The following is an 18,240-nucleotide window of genomic DNA, read 5'->3' as shown; positions in this document are numbered from 1 at the left end:
ACCCTAGGGTTGCAGCACCTCATGAAGAGGGCCCCGCGACCAATAGTCACGAGGCTCACATTTATTGATTTTAGAATTTAGTCCCAATCCATGTATAATTGTACTTCTAACTTAGCCTCCCCACACGCTGGACAGTCCAGCTCCGTGCTCTCTACATCATCTATAGGAGGTTTTGTCGGCATTTGCGTGCCACATCTGGGACAATCATGCCGATTCGTATAAACGTCATCTCCCGATTTTAATTCTAGAAATATACGGTTTAACAAGTTCTTGCACTCTTCACAGACGTATAGCCCATAAAAACACTCAAATGTTGTGTCTGGTTTGCTCATAAACTCTCTAATGCGTTGTCGTCCTTCTTCCTGCTCATACCACTGCAAAATACAATTCAAATGCATAAAACTAAAACCAAAGCCTAAAGAAACATTTTGGCTATAAGAGCAATGTTTGCAGCTTAAAGTACCTGCTACGCCCACATTAATAACCCCCACTTATCTTCTTCAACGCAAATCTTCATCTTCTTGTTATTAGCTCTATCCTACTAGCAGAGTATGATTTCCTTATGTGACGAAGTGCATGAAGGTTATGCCAGAAGGCAGTCATAGAACGTCTCATTAAAAAGGATCTGGTCTTCAATGTAGTTATCAGTATATTTGTTTAACATTCGCACGGCGACGGCTTTTTGTTCAGGCATAATCACACAATGACACCCTGCTGCACCTGTTGCATAGTACCAATTCTTCTTGTAATACCAACCAAAAATTCGATCTCGGTCTGCTGTATCATTTCTAAGTTGCTCCACTAATTGGAAGACTTCAAGAGGTATAACTTGTTTATGATCAACCAGGCCTTGATGCAAGTGTAGATTGCCCCAACACGCCAAATCTTTTGCACTCGAATATAGATTTCTTTCATAACCTTCACTCGATTCAATTCGAATGGATGCATAGCCGTCGGCAGCTTGAAAATCACACACTAATTTCTCATGTGGTATTGCTGCCCATTCTGTATTACACAACTCCAGTGGTCTAAATACGCGCTCCGTAATCAGTTGTGCAATGGTACACCCAGTAACTTCTTTGATCCATTTACAAGCCACTTCTTCTCGTTCCATTCGGTCCACACCAAAATATTTAGCACCTGATTTCGTAGCTAAATCTCTGATCGTTATACCTTTCAGTTCGCTTGCCGGCATATCTGTAATGATATCCGAAACCTTCGTATCTATTGATAATTTACTCTCGATAACTGCGATTGCGGTCGCAAGTCCAACATACGTTTTTCTTAATGAGTATAAATTAAACATAGAATCTGCTGTAACTTGCAGAGCTCCACTTTTAAAATGGTGCTTTCCTGCATACCACTCTGTCGTTATTTTCCCGTCTTGAATAACGATTACTGAAGCAGCGGAAGCACCGTATTTCTTCGCCGCTTCTTGGGTATATGAAATTAATGGCTCTAACTTGTTATTCATAGTAACAGGCATGTCCATAACGTCCCCCCGTGATTAAGTATTAGAGCTTCATATCATTTTTCATTATTTTTCTAAACATTCTCAATCAAGTTACTCTTTTTCAGTTTTTAGTATTGCATTAATTTCTTATTTCACCATCTCTTTTAAATCTTCGATTGTATTTTCATTTGAGTGTTGAGTATTCCTAAGAAAAACAATTCCATCAATGTGGGCATTTTTAAACATACAACCATCAATAGCATTATTAATGAATTCTGAATTAGATAGATCAGCTTCACCAAATTTCGAAGCTTTAATGTTCGAATGAACAAACTTCGCATGTCTAAAAGATGAGCCCGTAAAGTCCAGTGACAGTATACATTCTTCAAAGATTACTTCGTCAAAATTAAAATAATGAATAGATCCAAATTCCGTTACTTCTACTTTTTTAAAATGCTTTCTTCCTGAACGTACGAAATCTTTTAATATTTTAATTGTCATTTCAGTTTCTATAATCATTCTAGATGACTCCTCTTTATTCCCTTTCACTTAGATACTTCGTCCCATTGCATCTAACGTCGCCTTACCGCTTTAGTGAAAAAATAGGATAATCTAGCAACTCCTTTAGATTTATAGAATTCATGTGCTTTTGTGCGTTGAAATCCGCAATTCAATATCATGTAAGAAAGTCCGTTCTTTGAAGCAAAATCCTCGGCATGATCAATTAATTTAGTGCCTATTCCTTTTTATTGAACATCTTTTTGAACAACCAGACCATTAATTTGTAAGTATCCTATCTCATATTCCAATGCCATGATTTGCACCATTGAAATACAACCAACTACCTTGTTATCTGATACGGCAACTATTATTTTGTAGTTTTCATCTGAATTCAGTCTTTCGATCCGTGCAGGAACTATTTTCAGAAGTAACAGTCGGACTGCCTAAGTCTTTGTTACATAACATTACTCATGCTCATCCTTCGGTCTATAAATTCCTTTGAGAGTATCAAAATAAATCTTTTTATCAAATTGTAATTCAGGTATGATATCCAACCAGGTCACAGTCGTGCCTATAAGTTCATAATTAAAAGGTATGCCTAGCTCGCTCATATCCATCCCAATCCTGCTCCAAATTACCTCTTTATCATCCTTAGTAACCTCAGCCACAATTATAGTGCATATCAAATCTGTGTCATCTGGGCACATCAAAATAGGCAAAATCGCGTTCTCTTGGTCAGAATAAAACCGATTCATTAATAAATCTAGTTCTTCTTTAAAACTAATCCATTCAGTCACTGTCGGGACTAAACCTAGAAAATGATGATCCGGATAGCACTGATCAAGATAGATATCGAGTGGAGTGCCATTGATAACAATTACTGGATGCTTAACATCGACATATTCACTCGTTTGCTCAATGACTTCAAGTTGATCCATTTAAATCACTCTGCCTTCCATCATACCTCTTTTTTGATTAATATTGTATTCTCCCCAATCCTTCTGTTGGAAGGGTTGTTTTAAACGCAGCTAATAGGTATTACCTATCAATTTTATCAATTCCATATATTGGTTTATTCTCGGCTTGTAGTATATCATTTTATTAGTCTAGTTAGTGAAGAGGGGAACATATGATATGAATAATGATATAAGAACACAATTTAACCAGGTATCACAGAAGTACGACGAACAAAGAAAAAAACTTATTCCTTGCTTTGAAGATCTGTATAACATCGCTACTGCATTAGCAGCTTTAGAGAAAGATGCTCTTTCAGTTTTGGATTTAGGCGCTGGGACCGGACTAATGTCAAGTTTTATTCTTCAAAAACATCCAAATTCAAAACTAACACTGATTGATCTTTCTGAGGGTATGCTTGATATTGCTAAGGCCAGATTCAGCGATCATACCAGCATTGAATTCATTGTAAGTGACTATACTCAATTCGAATATACTGAGAAATACGATTTAGTCATATCATCACTTTCGATACATCACTTGACCGATTCTGAAAAAAGAGAGTTGTATCAGAAGCTATATTCCATAATGACCCCAGATAGCATATTTATTAATGTGGATCAGGTTCTTGGGAACACTACATATTTAGAGGACCTTTATAAATCAGATTGGAGAACGTACATCGAAAATTCCGGCTTAGAACCGGATGAAATCTCTTCCGCCATGGAGAGAACCAAATTAGATAAAATGTCCACGCTTGAACAACAGTTACATTGGCTAACCGAAGCTGGATTTTCAGATGTAGATTGCATATACAAATACTTCAATTTTGTTGTCATGTTCGCTAGAAAAATAGATAACTGAACTGATTACGTTGAAATGAAATCATTCAATATTTATAAGCACCTTTGTGCTAGCGGGTTTGTTCATCAGCCTGAAAAACTTAAGCACGTATAATTCCCGCAGGGTGGGCATACGTTTAGCCCTGCAGGATTATCCAACTAAACCAGATTCCTCAATTTTTTCGATTAACTCCTGAAGTCCCTGCTTAAGTAGGTTTCTCGAATCTCTTCGAACAAAAACTCCTGTAAAAAGTCATGAGTTGTTCTGGGAAAATGATACGTTCTATATTTAAGATCTTTCTGTATCAATGAATGTTTGATTTTTGCAATAGGTAACCATTCTATTCCTATCTGCCCTATGTCAGCTTGTAAGCCATTTAGGACCTTATTGGAATCAGGGATACATGTATACATAAAATCGATTGCATGCACTTCTTTCATAATTAACGAATACTCATAATTTTTGGATATGTACTCTCTGATGCATACCAAATTACTATCTATAATATCTAGTCCAAGCTCCTCTAAGCATTCTCTTTTGAGCGACTGTCCTAACGTTTCATCTGGTTCCTGTGCTCCTCCCGGTAATACATAATAAATCCCTATATCCGGACGTTCTTTCTTAATAAAAAGCAACTTATCATCCTCAACAATTAATGCTCTAACTGCGTTTCTGATCATCTTGATCCACCTCACAAGATACATGTTATTCACTATTAAAACGATATTACTTATGTATTTCGTTTAGCCCCCTCCCAATCGTACTGTTAAATTTCTGTATATACTCTTGTTCTTCCCCTTCATTATGAATTCTCCTGAAAAACCTAACTTTTCTTTATACTCAGTAAGCAATCGACCTAAAATATAGTTCATCATGTATCTTGAAGCGCTTAAATCCCATATTCTCATCATCTATAACATTCGTAGCCTCCCTTGAATGGAAAACAATCAAATTAAAATATTCCAATAAGAAATTGAACGTCAATTGATGTAACGCTTTCATTATCTTTTTCGTACATTCCGAATTGCATTTCACATCCAAGTCATATAACTCTACAACACCAAAGGGAGGCATAACATCCTCATAATCAAAATCATTATTCGCTGTATCCGTTACGTAACTATTTTTGATCCATGTAATCTTTGGTGAATGCTCCTGATATAAATCAATCACTTTACATTGAAAGTACAAGCTTTCATTATATTGAACATGTATGTTTGCAATACTTTCACGTTATCCTTCTGTGACATTAATATGATGATCGACCACCAGCGCGTTGATTACTGGAGACAAGTATTCCACGTCTTTAAATCTATAATCTTTTTCTTCGAGAAATGTCCTTACTCGCATAATCACCCTCCAAACATATGAGCTAATTGATCGCTGCACAGATTATTCTTGATGACGCACATTACTCATGCAAGGTGACTAACAACATAATTAACGGCATCTTCGAAATCTTTTGCAATAAAATCTGCTTCAGTATCCGACCATTTATGTCTGTATTTATTCAAAGCTTCATTCCCCGCTCCTGTCAAAACTAATACTTTATGGCATCCAGCATGATAGCCTGCCAATAGATCAGACCATCTATCCCCAATTACTACACAATTACTTAGATCTAATTGATCCTTCTTAGCTGCCTCAAGTAGCATTCCTGGGTTCGGTTTCCGGCAATCACATCCATCCGTATGTTGATGCGGACATACAAAAACATCATCGAGGCCGAAATCCATCATTTCTCTTACAAATGCGTCTTTTGTTGCTTCACCTCTTGAAATGCCAGGCTGATTTGTAAATCCATACAGTCTAATTCCAAGTGCTTTTAGTTTTTCTAAAGATTTTTTAGTGTATGGAAATAATTCAAACTCCCCAGGGTAAAGGATTTCATCTGAACCACCAATTGTTCCATCACGATCAATAAAAACAGCTTCTATTTTATGTGCTCCCATAATCAACCTCCATATTAAAGGGTTTAGTTACTTTTATTATGATGTTGTATAGAATAGTTATCTTCGAATATTTTCGCGGAGTTCTCATTTATGATCGAATACATTTTGAGGTCTTTAAATTTCCCTTTAATGAATACCTGCTTTCTACAAATTCCTTCAAACTCCATTCCTGATTTCTCCATGACTCTTGAAGAGCCCGTATTCGCTGGTATACATCTAGCCTCAATTCGAACTAAGTCCATCTTTTCAAAACCAAATTCGATTATTTTCTTCACACACTCTGTCATATAACCTTGTCCCCAATAATCTCTTGACAATGCGTATCCGATCTCTGCTTTGTGGTGATTGGTATCCCAACCTACAAAGTCGCAAGTTCCAATGATCCTCCCTGTTGTTTTATCTTGTATCCCCCATGGGCTTATCTGACTTTTGTTATATTTATCTATGATGAAATCAATAAAATTTTCTGTATCCTCTATTTTCATATGCGGATACCATGTTGTATATTTTGACACTTCCGGGTCACTACAATAAGAATAGATATCCTGCACATCATTCTTTTCAATTTTTCTGAGTATCGTTCTGGAAGTCTCAAGCACAGGTAAATCATTGAATATATCTTCTACCTTCATTTTAATTCCTCCCATTTTCATACTTTTAACTATGACTACTAATTAAGTATTTCACTTTCTATTAACTTATATTGATCATCAAATTCTTCACCAAGCCTCTTTGGTTCCATAATTATTAAATGATTCATGTGAGTCTAGTGTACTATAATCAACAGGATTCTCCCCATTATTCGTGTTTTCTTTCCATACTTCTTCATTGTTGCCATATCTACCATCAACCATTGTTGCTAGACCTTCATCAAACCAGACTGGAATTTTTCTTATGATTGAATCGTTCCCTCAACTCTGCATGTGTGAACTCATGCGATATTACATTCTCATTTAACCCCTTTGGTCCTATAACTATATAATTCTTCCATGGATAATAATAAGTTTGACCCGTTAGATTTTCTGCATACTTGTTCAATGCATTCTCACTTAGAGAACTATTAAATATGGAGATGAAACTCTGCTTCCGAATATATCAATCCCCCCTCTAGATTCTTCATTTACTTATATTCACGAATAACCGCTGTTACAAATTCAGTTTTCCCTTTGGTATAGCCCTCACGGTTATCTTTATACCTTTTTGCAAGGTCTTTCTTTAGATTTGAGTACGCTTCAATTAAATGAGGCTGTTGTCTTAAGATATCTCTAAAAATAATATGCTTTAATAACGCGTCACTTTCTTTACTACAAACATACAAATGATGCTCTGCTTTTCGATTCATTACTTTGGTATAGGGAACATTCTCATCACTTCTTGCAAATGCCTCTCTGTTCTCAATTCCTAAATTCCCTTCGTGAGTGTAACCTAGGTTATCCAATTTCCTTATTACCTGTGAAATTAATTCCATGGAATCTATGACGATATCAAGATCTATAATCGGTTTTGCTGCAAGACCTGGAACAGATGTACTCCCAACATGTTCAATAGATAAAGCCAGATCACCTAAGTGTTCTTTCAATATTTCCTGCAATTCTAAAAACGTTAATGGCCAGTCGTTATTATAATTTTCTATAATTACATGTTTTGAACTCAATGTAGATACCTCCACAAAAGTATGACTTTACGAAGTTTTAGACACCCTATTTACGAAATGACCCAGTCTTAGATCGTTTTATCTTTGACTGGGTCGTGTCTGATCGGAGTTCGAGTTTATTCTACAAGCTTCGATTCAATATGTTGATAACTTCATCTTTACTCTTAGATAATCTATTCATCATCTCGACGATCAGGTCATCAGAGAAAACCACATTGCTATTAATATTACTCAAATATTCTTTGTAAGAGGCTACAGCGTCCTCAACAGTGATTGTTTCAAGTAACTTTACTTGACTGACCTCTATATTTAGAAATGTGGAACAGTACACTTTAACGCATTCCTCAATTACAGATATATCTATTCCCTTATTAGGATGCCACATCTCAAAACTTCTTGGTTTTAACCCATTCGCATTTAAAGGCAAATTAATATAAGGTAACTGATACAGATCTTCATCTGCCGGATCATCATAAAAGTAATGGTAATGAATTTGATCATCCTTTATATACTCTGTTATTTTATCTATGAATTCCATCTCATCAGGATCATCTTTTAAATTCTCTACGGCATTCTCCATAAACACTTCTCCTGATAACTTCAATAGTTACACACACGAATTTAAATTTTTTGATAGATTAGCTTCGTGATGTGATCAGAAATATCGTCTACATCCGTGGTCGAAAGATTATTTAAAACGATAATCGTCACTTGGTCATCAAGGTATCTGGTTATTTTGTTTTTGAACCCTACAATTCCACCTCCGTGGAACACACTTTTACGAGAGCTGTTATTAATCAGTTCATCCTTTATAAACCAACCATAACCATAACCAAATCCATAATCAGTGAATAGACGCTTCATTCCGTCACTTGTAACTAACTTGTTAAAAGATAACGCTTGATCCCATTTATATAAATCTTCTGTGCTCGACAGCAGGTCACCTCCACCTGTTGCAATAGACATATCAATAAAAGCGGAATTAACAACTCCCCTTGAATTATCCATCTCGTAGCCGGACGCTCGTTGTGAAATGATATCCCTGTAATGATCGGGCCCTGTACTATTCATTAATAATGGGATGAGCATATTCTTCGCCAGAAACTCTGCATATGTCTGCCCTGTCACAACTTCAATCAGTTGAGCTAATAGTAAATAGCCCGAATTGGAGTACTTGAATTGAGAGCCGGGCTGAAAATCTAATGGCAGCTTCATGATTAACTCTGTCGTTAGGTGTAGTGGGTTAAATTCCGTCATTAATCTTTTGAAATCTTGAAGTTGAGTAATATTAGGGATTCCCGATGTGTGGGTTAACAGATGATGAATCGTTATATTTCCACCAAAGGTATAGTTCGGGAAGTATTTAATTAATTCATCTCTCTCATTCAGAACCTTTTGCTCTAACAGCATCATTATAGCCATTGAGGTGAATTGCTTTGTTATTGAACCAATTCGGAATCTGGTTTCGGGAGTACATTTAATTAAATGCTCTCTATTGGCTAGCCCTACTCCCGCACTGAATATCTTTTCGTTGTTCTTTACTACCAAGACCGAACCACTAAATTCTTCATTCCGGCATTTATTTTCCAAGTAGTTATGTAATGCAGTTGATAGGCTATTCAATAGATCACCGCTTTCCAGAAATTGGTCAATCAGATGATGTTTATACATCTGGGCGACCAAGGGGCGTAGGCTCCTTGGCATAAATATAATGTTATGTGATGCCGATTGAACTACCTACAGAAATCCATTTCAATATAAGGAATATCATTCTGGATATTGTTCAAATAAAATTTCAGCGCTTCCTTGTCCCAATCACTCCAGTTGTTATAATTATTAAAATCATAACTTCTATAAATGGCTGAAACTATTCCAAACTGTCTAAGATTAATAAAATCAGGTATTAATTTTAACCATGCATTATCCATCGTATTTTCTTTTACATATCCATCCATGAAATTATAATAATATCTCTTGGTTATCTCTAACCTTTGTTTTCCATCTACAACCCATGGGATCGGAATTTCATAGAATAAAGGAATAGCAATATCACTTACGAACCAACTGTATTCGGCTTCATCAAAATCAATAAAAACTACATCATCGTTTACATTCAGGTAATTTCCATGATTCAAATCTCCATGGATAATCCCATACGAATCCGTATTCTTCGGAAGCCGGCTGAGCTTATTTTTTAGAATTTCGTATTTGTCTATTACATAAGAAAGTTCCGCTGGTAAATACTCTTTCATATGTATAAGGAACTCTTTTTCCTGCCATTGTCTCCTGTTTAAATCAGTTGCTGCATTTAAATTCTTTGAAACTTTATGCATTTTCCCTGTATAATTACCGACTCTATGATAGAACAGATTGCTTTCTTCAGCGATTCTAGCCTTTCGTCCACTAGAAAACTCAAAAGAAGTTGCATAAAATTCTCCACCACCGATATTCTCTACATATTTCCCATCAATAGAGATCACTGCTTTTGAAACAGATGCATTATTGTTAGCCAAGTAATGAATAAAATCAATTTCAGATAAAATCTCTTTTTCAGTTCGATGTGATTTATGGGTTACCCGGAGGACAACACTTGTTTCTTTTGACTTTCCAAAATAAACAAAGTTCTGAAATCCTTCTAAATCTTTAAGACTTGATTCAACGATAGTAAACTTTTGTGCCGCCTCATGAAGTACTTTCTTAGTAAAAAGTTCTTTAATATGCTTTTCCATAGAGTTTTTCCCTTTCTCTTCGCAATTTGTGCCTGAAGGTTTTTACCTGTGTAATTCAAGCCTACATCCTTTTTTGTCTTTAAATTTTCCATTTTCAAAAACAAAGTCATTCACTTTTTTGAATCCGTTCTTCTCAAGGACCTTTAGTGAGCCTGTATTGCTCTCCAAGCAAGCACTTCTGAGAATTTGAAGATCTAATTCATTCCATGCAAATACAATAGCCTTTTGGGCTGCGATTGTTCCTATGCCTTTATTCCAAAAAGGAACTGCAATCCAGTAATCCAGTTCTGCTGTTTTCTCTTTTAAATCCACAGCATTTAGAGACATAACTCCCGCAAATTGATTATCAGATAAAATAGTAAACACATAGGATATCCCTTGCTCGCGTCTAGCGATCACCATTTTTGCCCATGATTCTCCGGCTCCGTCCGGATAAGGATATGGAACATTGCTTGTCTCTGAAATTCGAGGATCACCCGCATATTGCTGTACGAATCCGGCATCGTTAGGTAATACAAATCGAAGCGTGACTTTTATACGGATCATCTCCTTTTCAGGTTTTTAACGTAAGGAATGATGTCTTTAATAGGTGCTTGATTGGTATTAACTTCAGTAAAACTTCTATATCTATTATGATGCTCACTGTCTCAACCATAGAAAATACCATTTCTTTTTAGATCGTTTTTTACTATAGCTCGTAATTTTGTTATACAGATATTCAAAATCGTTCGCATACAAAGGATTATCGTTTCTTCTTTTTTCAATATACTTTTTTAGTACAGCATATAGTTTTGTGACACCATGCCCAGATGCCCCTTTAAATATGTAAAATGGTAAGTTCCCATATCTAACCATCATACTCCATTTATTAAAAAAATTGCATATGATAGCTGCATCTCCGTCAAATTCATTGATTAGATTTGTACTATTTTTATCGTTTAAACTAAGTAAGTTTCTTCTACTTTGAACTAATTCTTTACTGTCGCCTTCTTTGTAATATTCTTTTATTACATCCAATTGCGTTTTCTTTTTGTTCCATTTGCTAATTAAGTACCCAAAAAATGATAGAATTGAAGTTGTGATTGCAGTGAGAATAGAAACAAGTAGTTGAATTTCTTTGAAGTCCATCTTTTTCTCCTTTGATATACAGTGTGCATGTAGCGAATGAGGGCGAATAGAAAATAAAAATAATGAATAAATAACTCTGTCTACAAATTTTCAGTTCCTCAAACATCTCTTTCCTTTTTCATCATTTCGTCTATACTGTGTAATTCAATTCTATCTTCAATCTTTCTTAAATCGATGTAGTTATGTTCTATTTCTATTTTCAATTCTTCTCTTTCAAAGAAATCAAGAAGTCTATAGGACTCCTGTTTAACTGGCTCTCTGTAATCCATTAATTTAATATGATCCCGTTGTAATAACTCTTTATATTCATCTGAAGTAGTAATGAACGCAAAAGCAATATATCTTAAAAAATGATAACCATCGCAATAATCATCGTATAAGACTTCCATAATTCCCAAAAACTCTTCAGAGTATTTAGTTAAATCAGTCAAATGCTTTATTATTCTTTCTTGTTCGTAGTATCCGATATTGATTAGATTTAATATCTGTTTCTCGGTATCTTGAAATGCATACTTGCTTTTATAATTCCTTGAAACGAATTCTAAATACTCCATCTCACCAAGATATTCTTCAAGTTCAATATTATTGTAAAGCCATTGTTCCAGTTCGACTAGGCTAACTTTCCGTTTAATAAAGTTATACAAATATCTATGCGAAGTAATCTTGTCATCCATATTTAATCACCTGTTTTATGTTTGATCTCTTCTTTCATATTTTTAGGGTTCATTGTGATCATCTCCTAAAGTATGTCCTCTAAGTATGTACACCAGAAAATTATGATTGTTCTTTAATCGGTCCTCCTATGTATTCAGTCTTTCCATTCCAATAATCAATTAAATGATTCCACCAACGCTTTGATTCTGATTTTAATAATCTTTCAAATTCACTATACTCAATATTCTCATCCAGTAATTGATTCTGAAACGATTCCAGAATACCGACTGTAGCAACTTCTTTAACAGATGAATCTCCATTCGTATGGAGCTGTTCAATGACTTCGAATAATGCATCGAATTCTTCCGTCTTTTTACGTTGATAACACTCAATAACATGTTTGACGAAGTCACTTATATCGACATAAATCAATCTCTCTTCTCCAGGTTCATAATTCTCATTGATGTACTGCTCGTATCTACTCTTATAGGAAGGGACGGCTGTTAATAATTTTTCTAGGATTTGTTCTTTTTCAATCATTATAGTATTCACCTTCCGATTCAACATCGTTGTTTCAGCATCATTGAATATACTAGGGTTTGTCTTGAAACCTACTGAAGTGCATATTTTACAGCCTTTTCTCCCCCACCCTAAAAATCTCTTGGAAACAAATTAATAATTTTCTTTATCATATATGCACCGTCTTTTTTCTATTTTGATTTTGATACAATTACGTCTGTTTCGTCAGCCTCGCAGCATGATTTGCCGAATTATTTAGGTTTTCATCTCTCTTATATATGGTGTGATTGAAAAACAATCTTCCAAATTGCGCTCATCTTGTGCCCAATAATGAATAGTATTGATATGTAATTCATAGTCTTGAAGTAGATTTTGTTTTATTCTATTCCATAGTTTGTTATTCTCTGTTCCAATCCCTTCGGAAAGGTAATCATCAAAAGAAGAAATAATAACAATCATCAGTGTGAATTTCTCATTTTTGTTTAATTGATTATTCTCATAATATGTAATGAATTCATCTACTCTCGATGAATCAGCCGACGTATATTCCCAGTCCTGTGAATATGGAGTGAGAGGCGGTAAGTTTAACTTCTTTATGAGACTTTCAATGGATTTTTTGTCAGCGTATTTAGGAGCATTCTCCTTCATCTGTCCGCACCTCATAACTATATGTTAATTACAGCAATTTCATCCAACCCGTTTCTTATTTAACTTCTCAGGTCATTATTTCTTTCAATTGCTTTTCAGCGCCCATTCCTTCACCAGATCATCGATCATTCCCAATAATGATTATACTATTCGCCTACTCTTTTTGTTGTATACCATAACGGTTACAATTGAAACAAGAACAATCACAGTATTCGCGGCAATTGTTCCAATCCAAGTCATAGTCATGGTGCCAAAGATGGGGGATGACGCATTGAACATGGTGTGGAATAATACGCACATAAACACACGGCCTTTTCCTGATATTTTGTAGATTGCCCCGTTGAAAAACCGAAACGCAATGAGTTGAACTGCAAACATCCAAAAGTTAATGAATCCCTCTCCATGATTCGTCCCCGGAATAAAGAACAGAGGGATATGCCACAAAATCCAAATAACCCCAACGATAATGGAAGATAGAATATAACCATACTTTTTGTCGATTCTAGGCTGCAGTACGTACGACCAGCCTGCTTCCTCCAAACCACCGATAATAAGACCACCCGGCAGGGAAAGGAAGAATGTATAAAATGGAAGCACCATTTCCATGCGGTCTGAAACTGCAATATGTATCAAAAAATACACTGCAAGCCCTGCCGCAACGAACAAATAGAGAGATATGTTATTTTTGACGTAAAAAACAGTTTTTAGCCATTCCTTAAAATCTGCTATTTTTTTATTTTTCTTCAGAACAATATATGAAGCAATAGCGGGTGACAAAATATAGATTGCAAAAGGGATATTCATTCCGAATTGCTGCAGCGAGTAAACCCAATTGTGAACCGAATAACCAAATTGCCCAAGAGAAATTAAAGTACCTGACACAAGAGAAGCAATAAAAAATGTCACCATTGTAAATTGTACTGTGATTTTGTAGTCTGTCACAAGTTCTCCACCTCGCATTTACTTCAATATATCAAATCCATTTCCGTCAAGATATGTATGCTCCATTTTTTGATTTGTGTATGGAGTATAAACTATTGTGTTAATATCATGATTCGTTTTGCTTATCGTCCCCCCATTCCTTTACCAGATATTGAGCAGCTATCAATTATCTTGTTCATATCTCATTGCTAAATCCTTAAGTGATCTATCTGTTGTTTTAGACTTCATTCCAAAGAATTGCGAATTGATCACCTCAATTAAAGGAGTATAGAAAGCAATCACATTAATTTCTTTGTTCGCAATATTTAAGCCCTTAGCTTTAAAAAACTTTTCTGAATATCTCTTATCAAATCTATAAGTGGAGTATTTTTCTTCATTTGTTTTCTCGCTCTCTTCAATAGTCACTCGGAAATGTTCTACAAATTCAATTCGATCCTTTATTAAAGTCCACCCGAAAAGGGTGATATCTTGACTATAAGGTGTTAAATAGGCATAATACCCTGTGCCGTCCGCATGAAATTCTAATTGTGTATCCTCAAAAGAATCATAGAAAAACAGAAAAATATCTCAGATGACCATGATCCAACGAGATCATTAGCATGTAAAAAATGTATTGACTCACTCATATTTTGTACCTCATTTTATTTATTTTGCCGATGCTGCTGACATCTTATAGAACACGTTTCTTTTGCCATTTCATATCTTATTCACGCATTTTAGCCGGAGGACTTTCTGGAAGCATCCATTTCATTTAAGGCGTTCTCAAAATAGCTGTATACTTCATCTGCATTTCTCAGAAACTCTTCAACAAGTACATGGCTACTATCCAAGTAACAAGCATATAAATAATCAACTAAAGCGGAGTCAATCTCGCAATAGTTCAATATAGCATTTTTCATCTTAGCCATGTCGTCTTCCCATACCCCTGTATCTACTATAATCAATGAATATAATGCACGAAGTAATCTCTTCGAGTAACCTTTGGTATATCTAGTTTTCATCGCGTCATCACTAGCATTAGAAAGTGAACGATGTACACGCTCCACTTCCTCCTTGGTATCTGTATTTAAGTCTAAGATGAATTCTGGAGAGATAATGATCGGGGGTACTTTTTCACCAATGTCCTCCCCATGTATGCAAACACAAATGATCTTAACCCAAAAACCCCAATCATTCGGTCTACTTAATACATCATCCATCGAGCAAATGATCGTATCCATCTTCGTGACAAATGGGTATTCTTCCAAAAGCTTATCCTTGATATTCGACAATTTTTCGTAATCAATATCTTTGGGATTGGCACATACAATCGTAAAGTCTGCATCTGACTTATAAGGTTGAGCCATTCCTTTGGGAATTGAGCCACACATGTAAATGCTATGAATCTTATCTTTGAATTCGTTCAGGATATGCTCTACATACTTATCAACCAAATCCTTATATTCGCTCTGTATGTTAATTTGATTTATAACTTTTTCTAATATCATAAAGACTCCTCCTAAACTAAGAACTTCTTTCAACTATGTGTCCGGTGAATTTCTCTTACTCAAAATGCCTTTACTATGGTTTCATTAAGTATTGAATCATTCCTGCACCATAACTTTCATTCGGTCTCTCCACGAATCCAAACCTCTTATAGAAGTCCTCTTTGCCTTTTGCTGACATGAGTCCCACTGAACTTCCTGGCGGATAAGTACTTGTGATATACTCCATCAGTTCCGTCATTATTGTATTACCTAAACCTAGCCTCTGATAGGAAGGTAGCACGATAATGTCTTGTACGTAAAAAGTAAAACCACCGTCGCCTACGATTCTTCCATATCCTATGGTCTGCTCTTCAACCTCTATACAAATGGAATATAATGTGTTCTTTAATCCCAGTTCAATGGCCTCTATATTTTCAGGATTACCCCAACCCACGATTTCCCTCAGATTCATATAATCTTCTACACTAATTTGTTTTTTGAGTATGTTCACTTCCATTAATATCACCTACGCTAAAATTTATGTTGAGATTCCCTGCAATCCTCTACTGCACTTTAAATTCTTTGGATTCACTCGATAAGCTTATTTTCTTTTGCTTGCCTTCATTATTCATCATAAATTCAACATGCATTTTAACTTTGTAATTGCCCGGCTCGTGGATAACGAATTCATAATATTCCTTACTTCTTTGTTCTTGTCCATTATTTCTATATTCTTCACCAGAACGAATCTCCACCTGATAGCCAATAGCGTGTTCTAATAGAACATTTCCGTTTGGAAGGATTCTCTCGCCATCTTCATCATAAATCTCATAACTGAACATGCCTGATCCATGAGATATCTCCACTGACCTACTTGATGAGTTTTTCAAATACCCTACGATTTGAAAAACTTCGTTAACCTTAACATCTTCAATTTCATCTATTCCAACCTGAAAGATTGAGTTAGAAGGATCTTTTTCATTATTGGGCGAACAGGCAGGCAAAATTAAAAATAAGATCAAGATCATTATTTTTACATTTAATTTTATCATTAGATATATTCACCTCATGCCAAGATATCAGATAACACTTGGTATTCACGAATCCGAATGCTTAGAGGACGTATGCCCCGGCAGAGATGTAGTTAGGTTGTCAGGGCTGTCCACCCTGCTATAGATTGATAAGGCATTCCTCAAGTATTCGTATTGGTTTCAAAGAATCCTTATACATGTCACTAGTTATTGCAGTAGTCATACTCAAACTAGGTATTATACATATATATTGACCACCAAAGCCCAAAGCAAATATCATTTCTGTCCCACTTACTTCTGTATTGTTCATATTAAGGTGTCTTACCCACCAATGGTAAGCATACTGACCAATAGATTCATAAGTTAAATAATAAGGTTGCATAGATTTTTCCAACCAGTCTGATGAAACAATACGAGTGTTTTTCCATTTCCCTTGTTGCAAGCATAACGTACCAATCTTTAACATATCAACCGTGGTCATCGTCAAGCCGTCTCCCCCCCGGTTAATCCCATTACTGTCTTCGTACCAATGTACATTTGTAATGCCAAGAGGTTTAAACAGATGAAGGTGTGCGAATTCTATAGCTTTCATGCCTGTAGTCTTCTGCAAGATCGCTGTTAACACATGCGAACAACCAGAATTGTAATTCATTTTTTCTCCTCTGTTATGTTCAAGATTTCGTTCAAACACATATTGGATCATGTCAGAACTAAACAGCATTGGAGTGGAATAATTCCATTCACCGAATTCGGGCCATTCAAACCCTGCCGACATCGTAAGTAAATCCTCAATAGTGATGTCTCGTTTTCTAGGATCATCAAGTACATTTGATTTTTTGAGGATTGTTTTCTATTTTACGATTTTTGTAGTATTCAAACACTAAGCAATCATCTCTCATGATTAGGCAGCTTTTGATTTTTGTTTTTTTTATTGCTCGTGCAAATTCATCAAGCGTCTTCGAATTCATTCTATCATCCTTATCTGCATATTATTTTATTTAACGTTTGTGTATTCATGAACTCCAGAGTGGTTGTCAGCCGAGATGCATCTTAGAAATCCATCCAGCAGACCAAAAGCCTATACGAGCCACTGCTTGAATATGATATTATGTGAGGTCACTGTGAATTACTATCGTTGATTAATTCATTATTATTTTTTATTATTGCTAATTTGTAATCATACGGTTTTAATATTTCTAAGATTTCCTTCTTTCTCTCTGCTTCAAAACCATGATTCCATTTAATCATTTCGACTAACCCTTTTAGTGTTTGTCTATAATTAGATTTTTCAATGCCTATTCTTTGTTTAATAAATCTATTCATTATTCTTAAGTCTCTTACAAATGTATTTGGTGTTAAAAATATGATTTTGTCCGCTAAATTGAAACTATCAGCGAGCCACTTGTAATACACGCCTTCAACAATCCAAGATTCTTTGACTATTATTTCATTTAATAGTTTGTCACGAATTTCAGGAGAATTCTTTCCTGCCATTTCTACTGAACTACTCCACATTACCTTGTCTAGTTCATAGTAAGGAATGTCCAATTGCTTAGATAACCTTTTAGCCAGGTATGTTTTACCACTTCCAGTAGAGCCAATGATGTGGATTCTTCTTGGCAATTCCGTCATAATTTTCTCCTTTACTTATTGTATTCAATGTATCTTACTTGCTTCAGGGCGACAATTCACGAACCATCATTGCTTAAGTGCGCAGAGGAAACGGCCGCAGCTCAGCTTGAATACGTTTTGATAGGACGTTCCCG

The 18,240-nt window shown here is 35.5% G+C and carries 24 protein-coding genes; 1 reads left to right on the top strand and 23 read right to left on the bottom strand.

Annotation, left to right across the window (positions count from 1 at the left end; genetic code table 11):
• Positions 1-583: 583 nt before the first annotated feature.
• From AB4Z30_RS14990 to AB4Z30_RS14975, 4 genes are all read right to left on the bottom strand, one after another.
• The gene (locus AB4Z30_RS14990; RefSeq protein WP_441927695.1) at positions 584-1,492 is read right to left on the bottom strand and encodes a serine hydrolase domain-containing protein; all 909 of its coding nucleotides are present in this window, start codon (positions 1,490-1,492) and stop codon (positions 584-586) included.
• Positions 1,493-1,600: 108 nt separating this feature from the next.
• Positions 1,601-1,972, bottom strand: a complete 372-nt coding sequence (locus AB4Z30_RS14985; protein ID WP_441927693.1) for a pentapeptide repeat-containing protein — start codon at positions 1,970-1,972, stop codon at positions 1,601-1,603.
• A gap of 53 nt (positions 1,973-2,025) precedes the next feature.
• Positions 2,026-2,193, bottom strand: a complete 168-nt coding sequence (locus tag AB4Z30_RS14980; protein WP_441928156.1) for a GNAT family N-acetyltransferase — start codon at positions 2,191-2,193, stop codon at positions 2,026-2,028.
• 225 nt (positions 2,194-2,418) lie between these two features.
• Positions 2,419-2,892 carry a hypothetical protein gene (locus AB4Z30_RS14975; RefSeq protein ID WP_441927691.1) on the bottom strand — a complete coding sequence of 158 codons (474 nt, stop codon included), beginning with the start codon at positions 2,890-2,892 and terminating at the stop codon, positions 2,419-2,421.
• 196 nt (positions 2,893-3,088) lie between these two features.
• On the opposite strand from AB4Z30_RS14975, the gene AB4Z30_RS14970 reads away from it, so the two are divergent.
• A complete protein-coding gene (locus tag AB4Z30_RS14970) occupies positions 3,089-3,772 on the top strand; it encodes a class I SAM-dependent methyltransferase (protein WP_441927689.1) in 684 nt (227 codons plus the stop codon).
• A 164-nt stretch (positions 3,773-3,936) separates the two neighbouring features.
• Here AB4Z30_RS14970 and AB4Z30_RS14965 read toward each other — a convergent pair whose 3' ends face one another.
• The 19 genes from AB4Z30_RS14965 to AB4Z30_RS14875 all read right to left on the bottom strand — a co-directional run bounded on the left by AB4Z30_RS14965 (position 3,937) and on the right by AB4Z30_RS14875 (position 18,106).
• Complete coding sequence (locus AB4Z30_RS14965; protein WP_441927687.1) at positions 3,937-4,431, bottom strand: NUDIX domain-containing protein; 495 nt, start codon at positions 4,429-4,431, stop codon at positions 3,937-3,939.
• Between the two features lie 735 nt (positions 4,432-5,166).
• Entirely contained in the window at positions 5,167-5,703 is a 537-nt protein-coding gene (locus tag AB4Z30_RS14960) for an HAD-IIIA family hydrolase (protein ID WP_441927685.1), read from the bottom strand.
• Between the two features lie 23 nt (positions 5,704-5,726).
• Positions 5,727-6,335, bottom strand: coding sequence for a GNAT family N-acetyltransferase (locus AB4Z30_RS14955; RefSeq protein ID WP_441927683.1), 609 nt, complete (start codon positions 6,333-6,335; stop codon positions 5,727-5,729).
• Between the two features lie 488 nt (positions 6,336-6,823).
• Positions 6,824-7,357, bottom strand: a complete 534-nt coding sequence (locus tag AB4Z30_RS14950) for a GrpB family protein (protein ID WP_441927681.1) — start codon at positions 7,355-7,357, stop codon at positions 6,824-6,826.
• Between the two features lie 121 nt (positions 7,358-7,478).
• The gene (locus tag AB4Z30_RS14945; protein WP_441927679.1) at positions 7,479-7,937 is read right to left on the bottom strand and encodes a hypothetical protein; all 459 of its coding nucleotides are present in this window, start codon (positions 7,935-7,937) and stop codon (positions 7,479-7,481) included.
• A 41-nt stretch (positions 7,938-7,978) separates the two neighbouring features.
• Positions 7,979-9,040 carry a serine hydrolase domain-containing protein gene (locus tag AB4Z30_RS14940; protein ID WP_441927677.1) on the bottom strand — a complete coding sequence of 354 codons (1,062 nt, stop codon included), beginning with the start codon at positions 9,038-9,040 and terminating at the stop codon, positions 7,979-7,981.
• Between the two features lie 50 nt (positions 9,041-9,090).
• Positions 9,091-10,086 (bottom strand): phosphotransferase enzyme family protein, encoded by a 996-nt coding sequence (locus tag AB4Z30_RS14935; protein ID WP_441927675.1) that lies wholly within the window; start codon positions 10,084-10,086, stop codon positions 9,091-9,093.
• Positions 10,087-10,128: 42 nt separating this feature from the next.
• Positions 10,129-10,632 (bottom strand): GNAT family N-acetyltransferase, encoded by a 504-nt coding sequence (locus tag AB4Z30_RS14930; RefSeq protein WP_441927673.1) that lies wholly within the window; start codon positions 10,630-10,632, stop codon positions 10,129-10,131.
• A 93-nt stretch (positions 10,633-10,725) separates the two neighbouring features.
• A complete protein-coding gene (locus AB4Z30_RS14925) occupies positions 10,726-11,214 on the bottom strand; it encodes a DUF4760 domain-containing protein (RefSeq protein ID WP_441927671.1) in 489 nt (162 codons plus the stop codon).
• A gap of 98 nt (positions 11,215-11,312) precedes the next feature.
• Positions 11,313-11,888 carry a hypothetical protein gene (locus AB4Z30_RS14920; RefSeq protein ID WP_441927669.1) on the bottom strand — a complete coding sequence of 192 codons (576 nt, stop codon included), beginning with the start codon at positions 11,886-11,888 and terminating at the stop codon, positions 11,313-11,315.
• Positions 11,889-11,988: 100 nt separating this feature from the next.
• Positions 11,989-12,408 (bottom strand): DUF7674 family protein, encoded by a 420-nt coding sequence (locus AB4Z30_RS14915; RefSeq protein WP_441927667.1) that lies wholly within the window; start codon positions 12,406-12,408, stop codon positions 11,989-11,991.
• A 234-nt stretch (positions 12,409-12,642) separates the two neighbouring features.
• Positions 12,643-13,035, bottom strand: a complete 393-nt coding sequence (locus tag AB4Z30_RS14910; protein WP_441927665.1) for a hypothetical protein — start codon at positions 13,033-13,035, stop codon at positions 12,643-12,645.
• Positions 13,036-13,176: 141 nt separating this feature from the next.
• Positions 13,177-13,977 (bottom strand): CPBP family intramembrane glutamic endopeptidase, encoded by an 801-nt coding sequence (locus AB4Z30_RS14905; RefSeq protein WP_441927663.1) that lies wholly within the window; start codon positions 13,975-13,977, stop codon positions 13,177-13,179.
• Between the two features lie 162 nt (positions 13,978-14,139).
• Positions 14,140-14,382, bottom strand: coding sequence for a hypothetical protein (locus AB4Z30_RS14900; RefSeq protein ID WP_441927661.1), 243 nt, complete (start codon positions 14,380-14,382; stop codon positions 14,140-14,142).
• A 311-nt stretch (positions 14,383-14,693) separates the two neighbouring features.
• Positions 14,694-15,464 (bottom strand): nucleotidyltransferase, encoded by a 771-nt coding sequence (locus tag AB4Z30_RS14895; RefSeq protein ID WP_441927659.1) that lies wholly within the window; start codon positions 15,462-15,464, stop codon positions 14,694-14,696.
• 73 nt (positions 15,465-15,537) lie between these two features.
• Positions 15,538-15,960 carry a GNAT family N-acetyltransferase gene (locus tag AB4Z30_RS14890; protein ID WP_441927657.1) on the bottom strand — a complete coding sequence of 141 codons (423 nt, stop codon included), beginning with the start codon at positions 15,958-15,960 and terminating at the stop codon, positions 15,538-15,540.
• A gap of 46 nt (positions 15,961-16,006) precedes the next feature.
• Positions 16,007-16,495, bottom strand: coding sequence for a hypothetical protein (locus AB4Z30_RS14885; RefSeq protein ID WP_441927655.1), 489 nt, complete (start codon positions 16,493-16,495; stop codon positions 16,007-16,009).
• Positions 16,496-16,613: 118 nt separating this feature from the next.
• A complete protein-coding gene (locus AB4Z30_RS14880; RefSeq protein WP_441927653.1) occupies positions 16,614-17,249 on the bottom strand; it encodes a serine hydrolase domain-containing protein in 636 nt (211 codons plus the stop codon).
• Between the two features lie 341 nt (positions 17,250-17,590).
• Positions 17,591-18,106: a DNA topology modulation protein FlaR gene (locus tag AB4Z30_RS14875; protein WP_441927651.1), complete on the bottom strand. Its 516-nt coding sequence runs from the start codon at positions 18,104-18,106 to the stop codon at positions 17,591-17,593.
• Positions 18,107-18,240: the final 134 nt, after the last annotated feature.

The organism is Paenibacillus sp. 2TAF8 (assembly GCF_052114825.1).
GTDB lineage: Bacteria > Bacillota > Bacilli > Paenibacillales > Paenibacillaceae > Paenibacillus.
This window is presented reverse-complemented; position numbering and strand designations above follow the sequence as displayed.

Bases quoted from the DNA above. Each gene is read 5' to 3' on its own strand.
- AB4Z30_RS14970 (WP_441927689.1), top strand. From the start codon at position 3,089: ATGAATAATGATATAAGAACACAATTTAACCAGGTATCACAGAAGTAC.
- AB4Z30_RS14990 (WP_441927695.1), bottom strand. From the start codon at position 1,492: ATGGACATGCCTGTTACTATGAATAACAAGTTAGAGCCATTAATTTCA.
- AB4Z30_RS14965 (WP_441927687.1), bottom strand. From the start codon at position 4,431: ATGATCAGAAACGCAGTTAGAGCATTAATTGTTGAGGATGATAAGTTG.
- AB4Z30_RS14925 (WP_441927671.1), bottom strand. From the start codon at position 11,214: ATGGACTTCAAAGAAATTCAACTACTTGTTTCTATTCTCACTGCAATC.
- AB4Z30_RS14935 (WP_441927675.1), bottom strand. From the start codon at position 10,086: ATGGAAAAGCATATTAAAGAACTTTTTACTAAGAAAGTACTTCATGAG.
- AB4Z30_RS14920 (WP_441927669.1), bottom strand. From the start codon at position 11,888: ATGGATGACAAGATTACTTCGCATAGATATTTGTATAACTTTATTAAA.
- AB4Z30_RS14955 (WP_441927683.1), bottom strand. From the start codon at position 6,335: ATGAAGGTAGAAGATATATTCAATGATTTACCTGTGCTTGAGACTTCC.
- AB4Z30_RS14915 (WP_441927667.1), bottom strand. From the start codon at position 12,408: ATGATTGAAAAAGAACAAATCCTAGAAAAATTATTAACAGCCGTCCCT.
- AB4Z30_RS14875 (WP_441927651.1), bottom strand. From the start codon at position 18,106: ATGACGGAATTGCCAAGAAGAATCCACATCATTGGCTCTACTGGAAGT.
- AB4Z30_RS14880 (WP_441927653.1), bottom strand. From the start codon at position 17,249: ATGTCGGCAGGGTTTGAATGGCCCGAATTCGGTGAATGGAATTATTCC.
- AB4Z30_RS14985 (WP_441927693.1), bottom strand. From the start codon at position 1,972: ATGATTATAGAAACTGAAATGACAATTAAAATATTAAAAGATTTCGTA.
- AB4Z30_RS14885 (WP_441927655.1), bottom strand. From the start codon at position 16,495: ATGATAAAATTAAATGTAAAAATAATGATCTTGATCTTATTTTTAATT.
- AB4Z30_RS14975 (WP_441927691.1), bottom strand. From the start codon at position 2,892: ATGGATCAACTTGAAGTCATTGAGCAAACGAGTGAATATGTCGATGTT.
- AB4Z30_RS14890 (WP_441927657.1), bottom strand. From the start codon at position 15,960: ATGGAAGTGAACATACTCAAAAAACAAATTAGTGTAGAAGATTATATG.
- AB4Z30_RS14945 (WP_441927679.1), bottom strand. From the start codon at position 7,937: ATGGAGAATGCCGTAGAGAATTTAAAAGATGATCCTGATGAGATGGAA.
- AB4Z30_RS14930 (WP_441927673.1), bottom strand. From the start codon at position 10,632: ATGATCCGTATAAAAGTCACGCTTCGATTTGTATTACCTAACGATGCC.
- AB4Z30_RS14895 (WP_441927659.1), bottom strand. From the start codon at position 15,464: ATGATATTAGAAAAAGTTATAAATCAAATTAACATACAGAGCGAATAT.
- AB4Z30_RS14910 (WP_441927665.1), bottom strand. From the start codon at position 13,035: ATGAAGGAGAATGCTCCTAAATACGCTGACAAAAAATCCATTGAAAGT.
- AB4Z30_RS14960 (WP_441927685.1), bottom strand. From the start codon at position 5,703: ATGGGAGCACATAAAATAGAAGCTGTTTTTATTGATCGTGATGGAACA.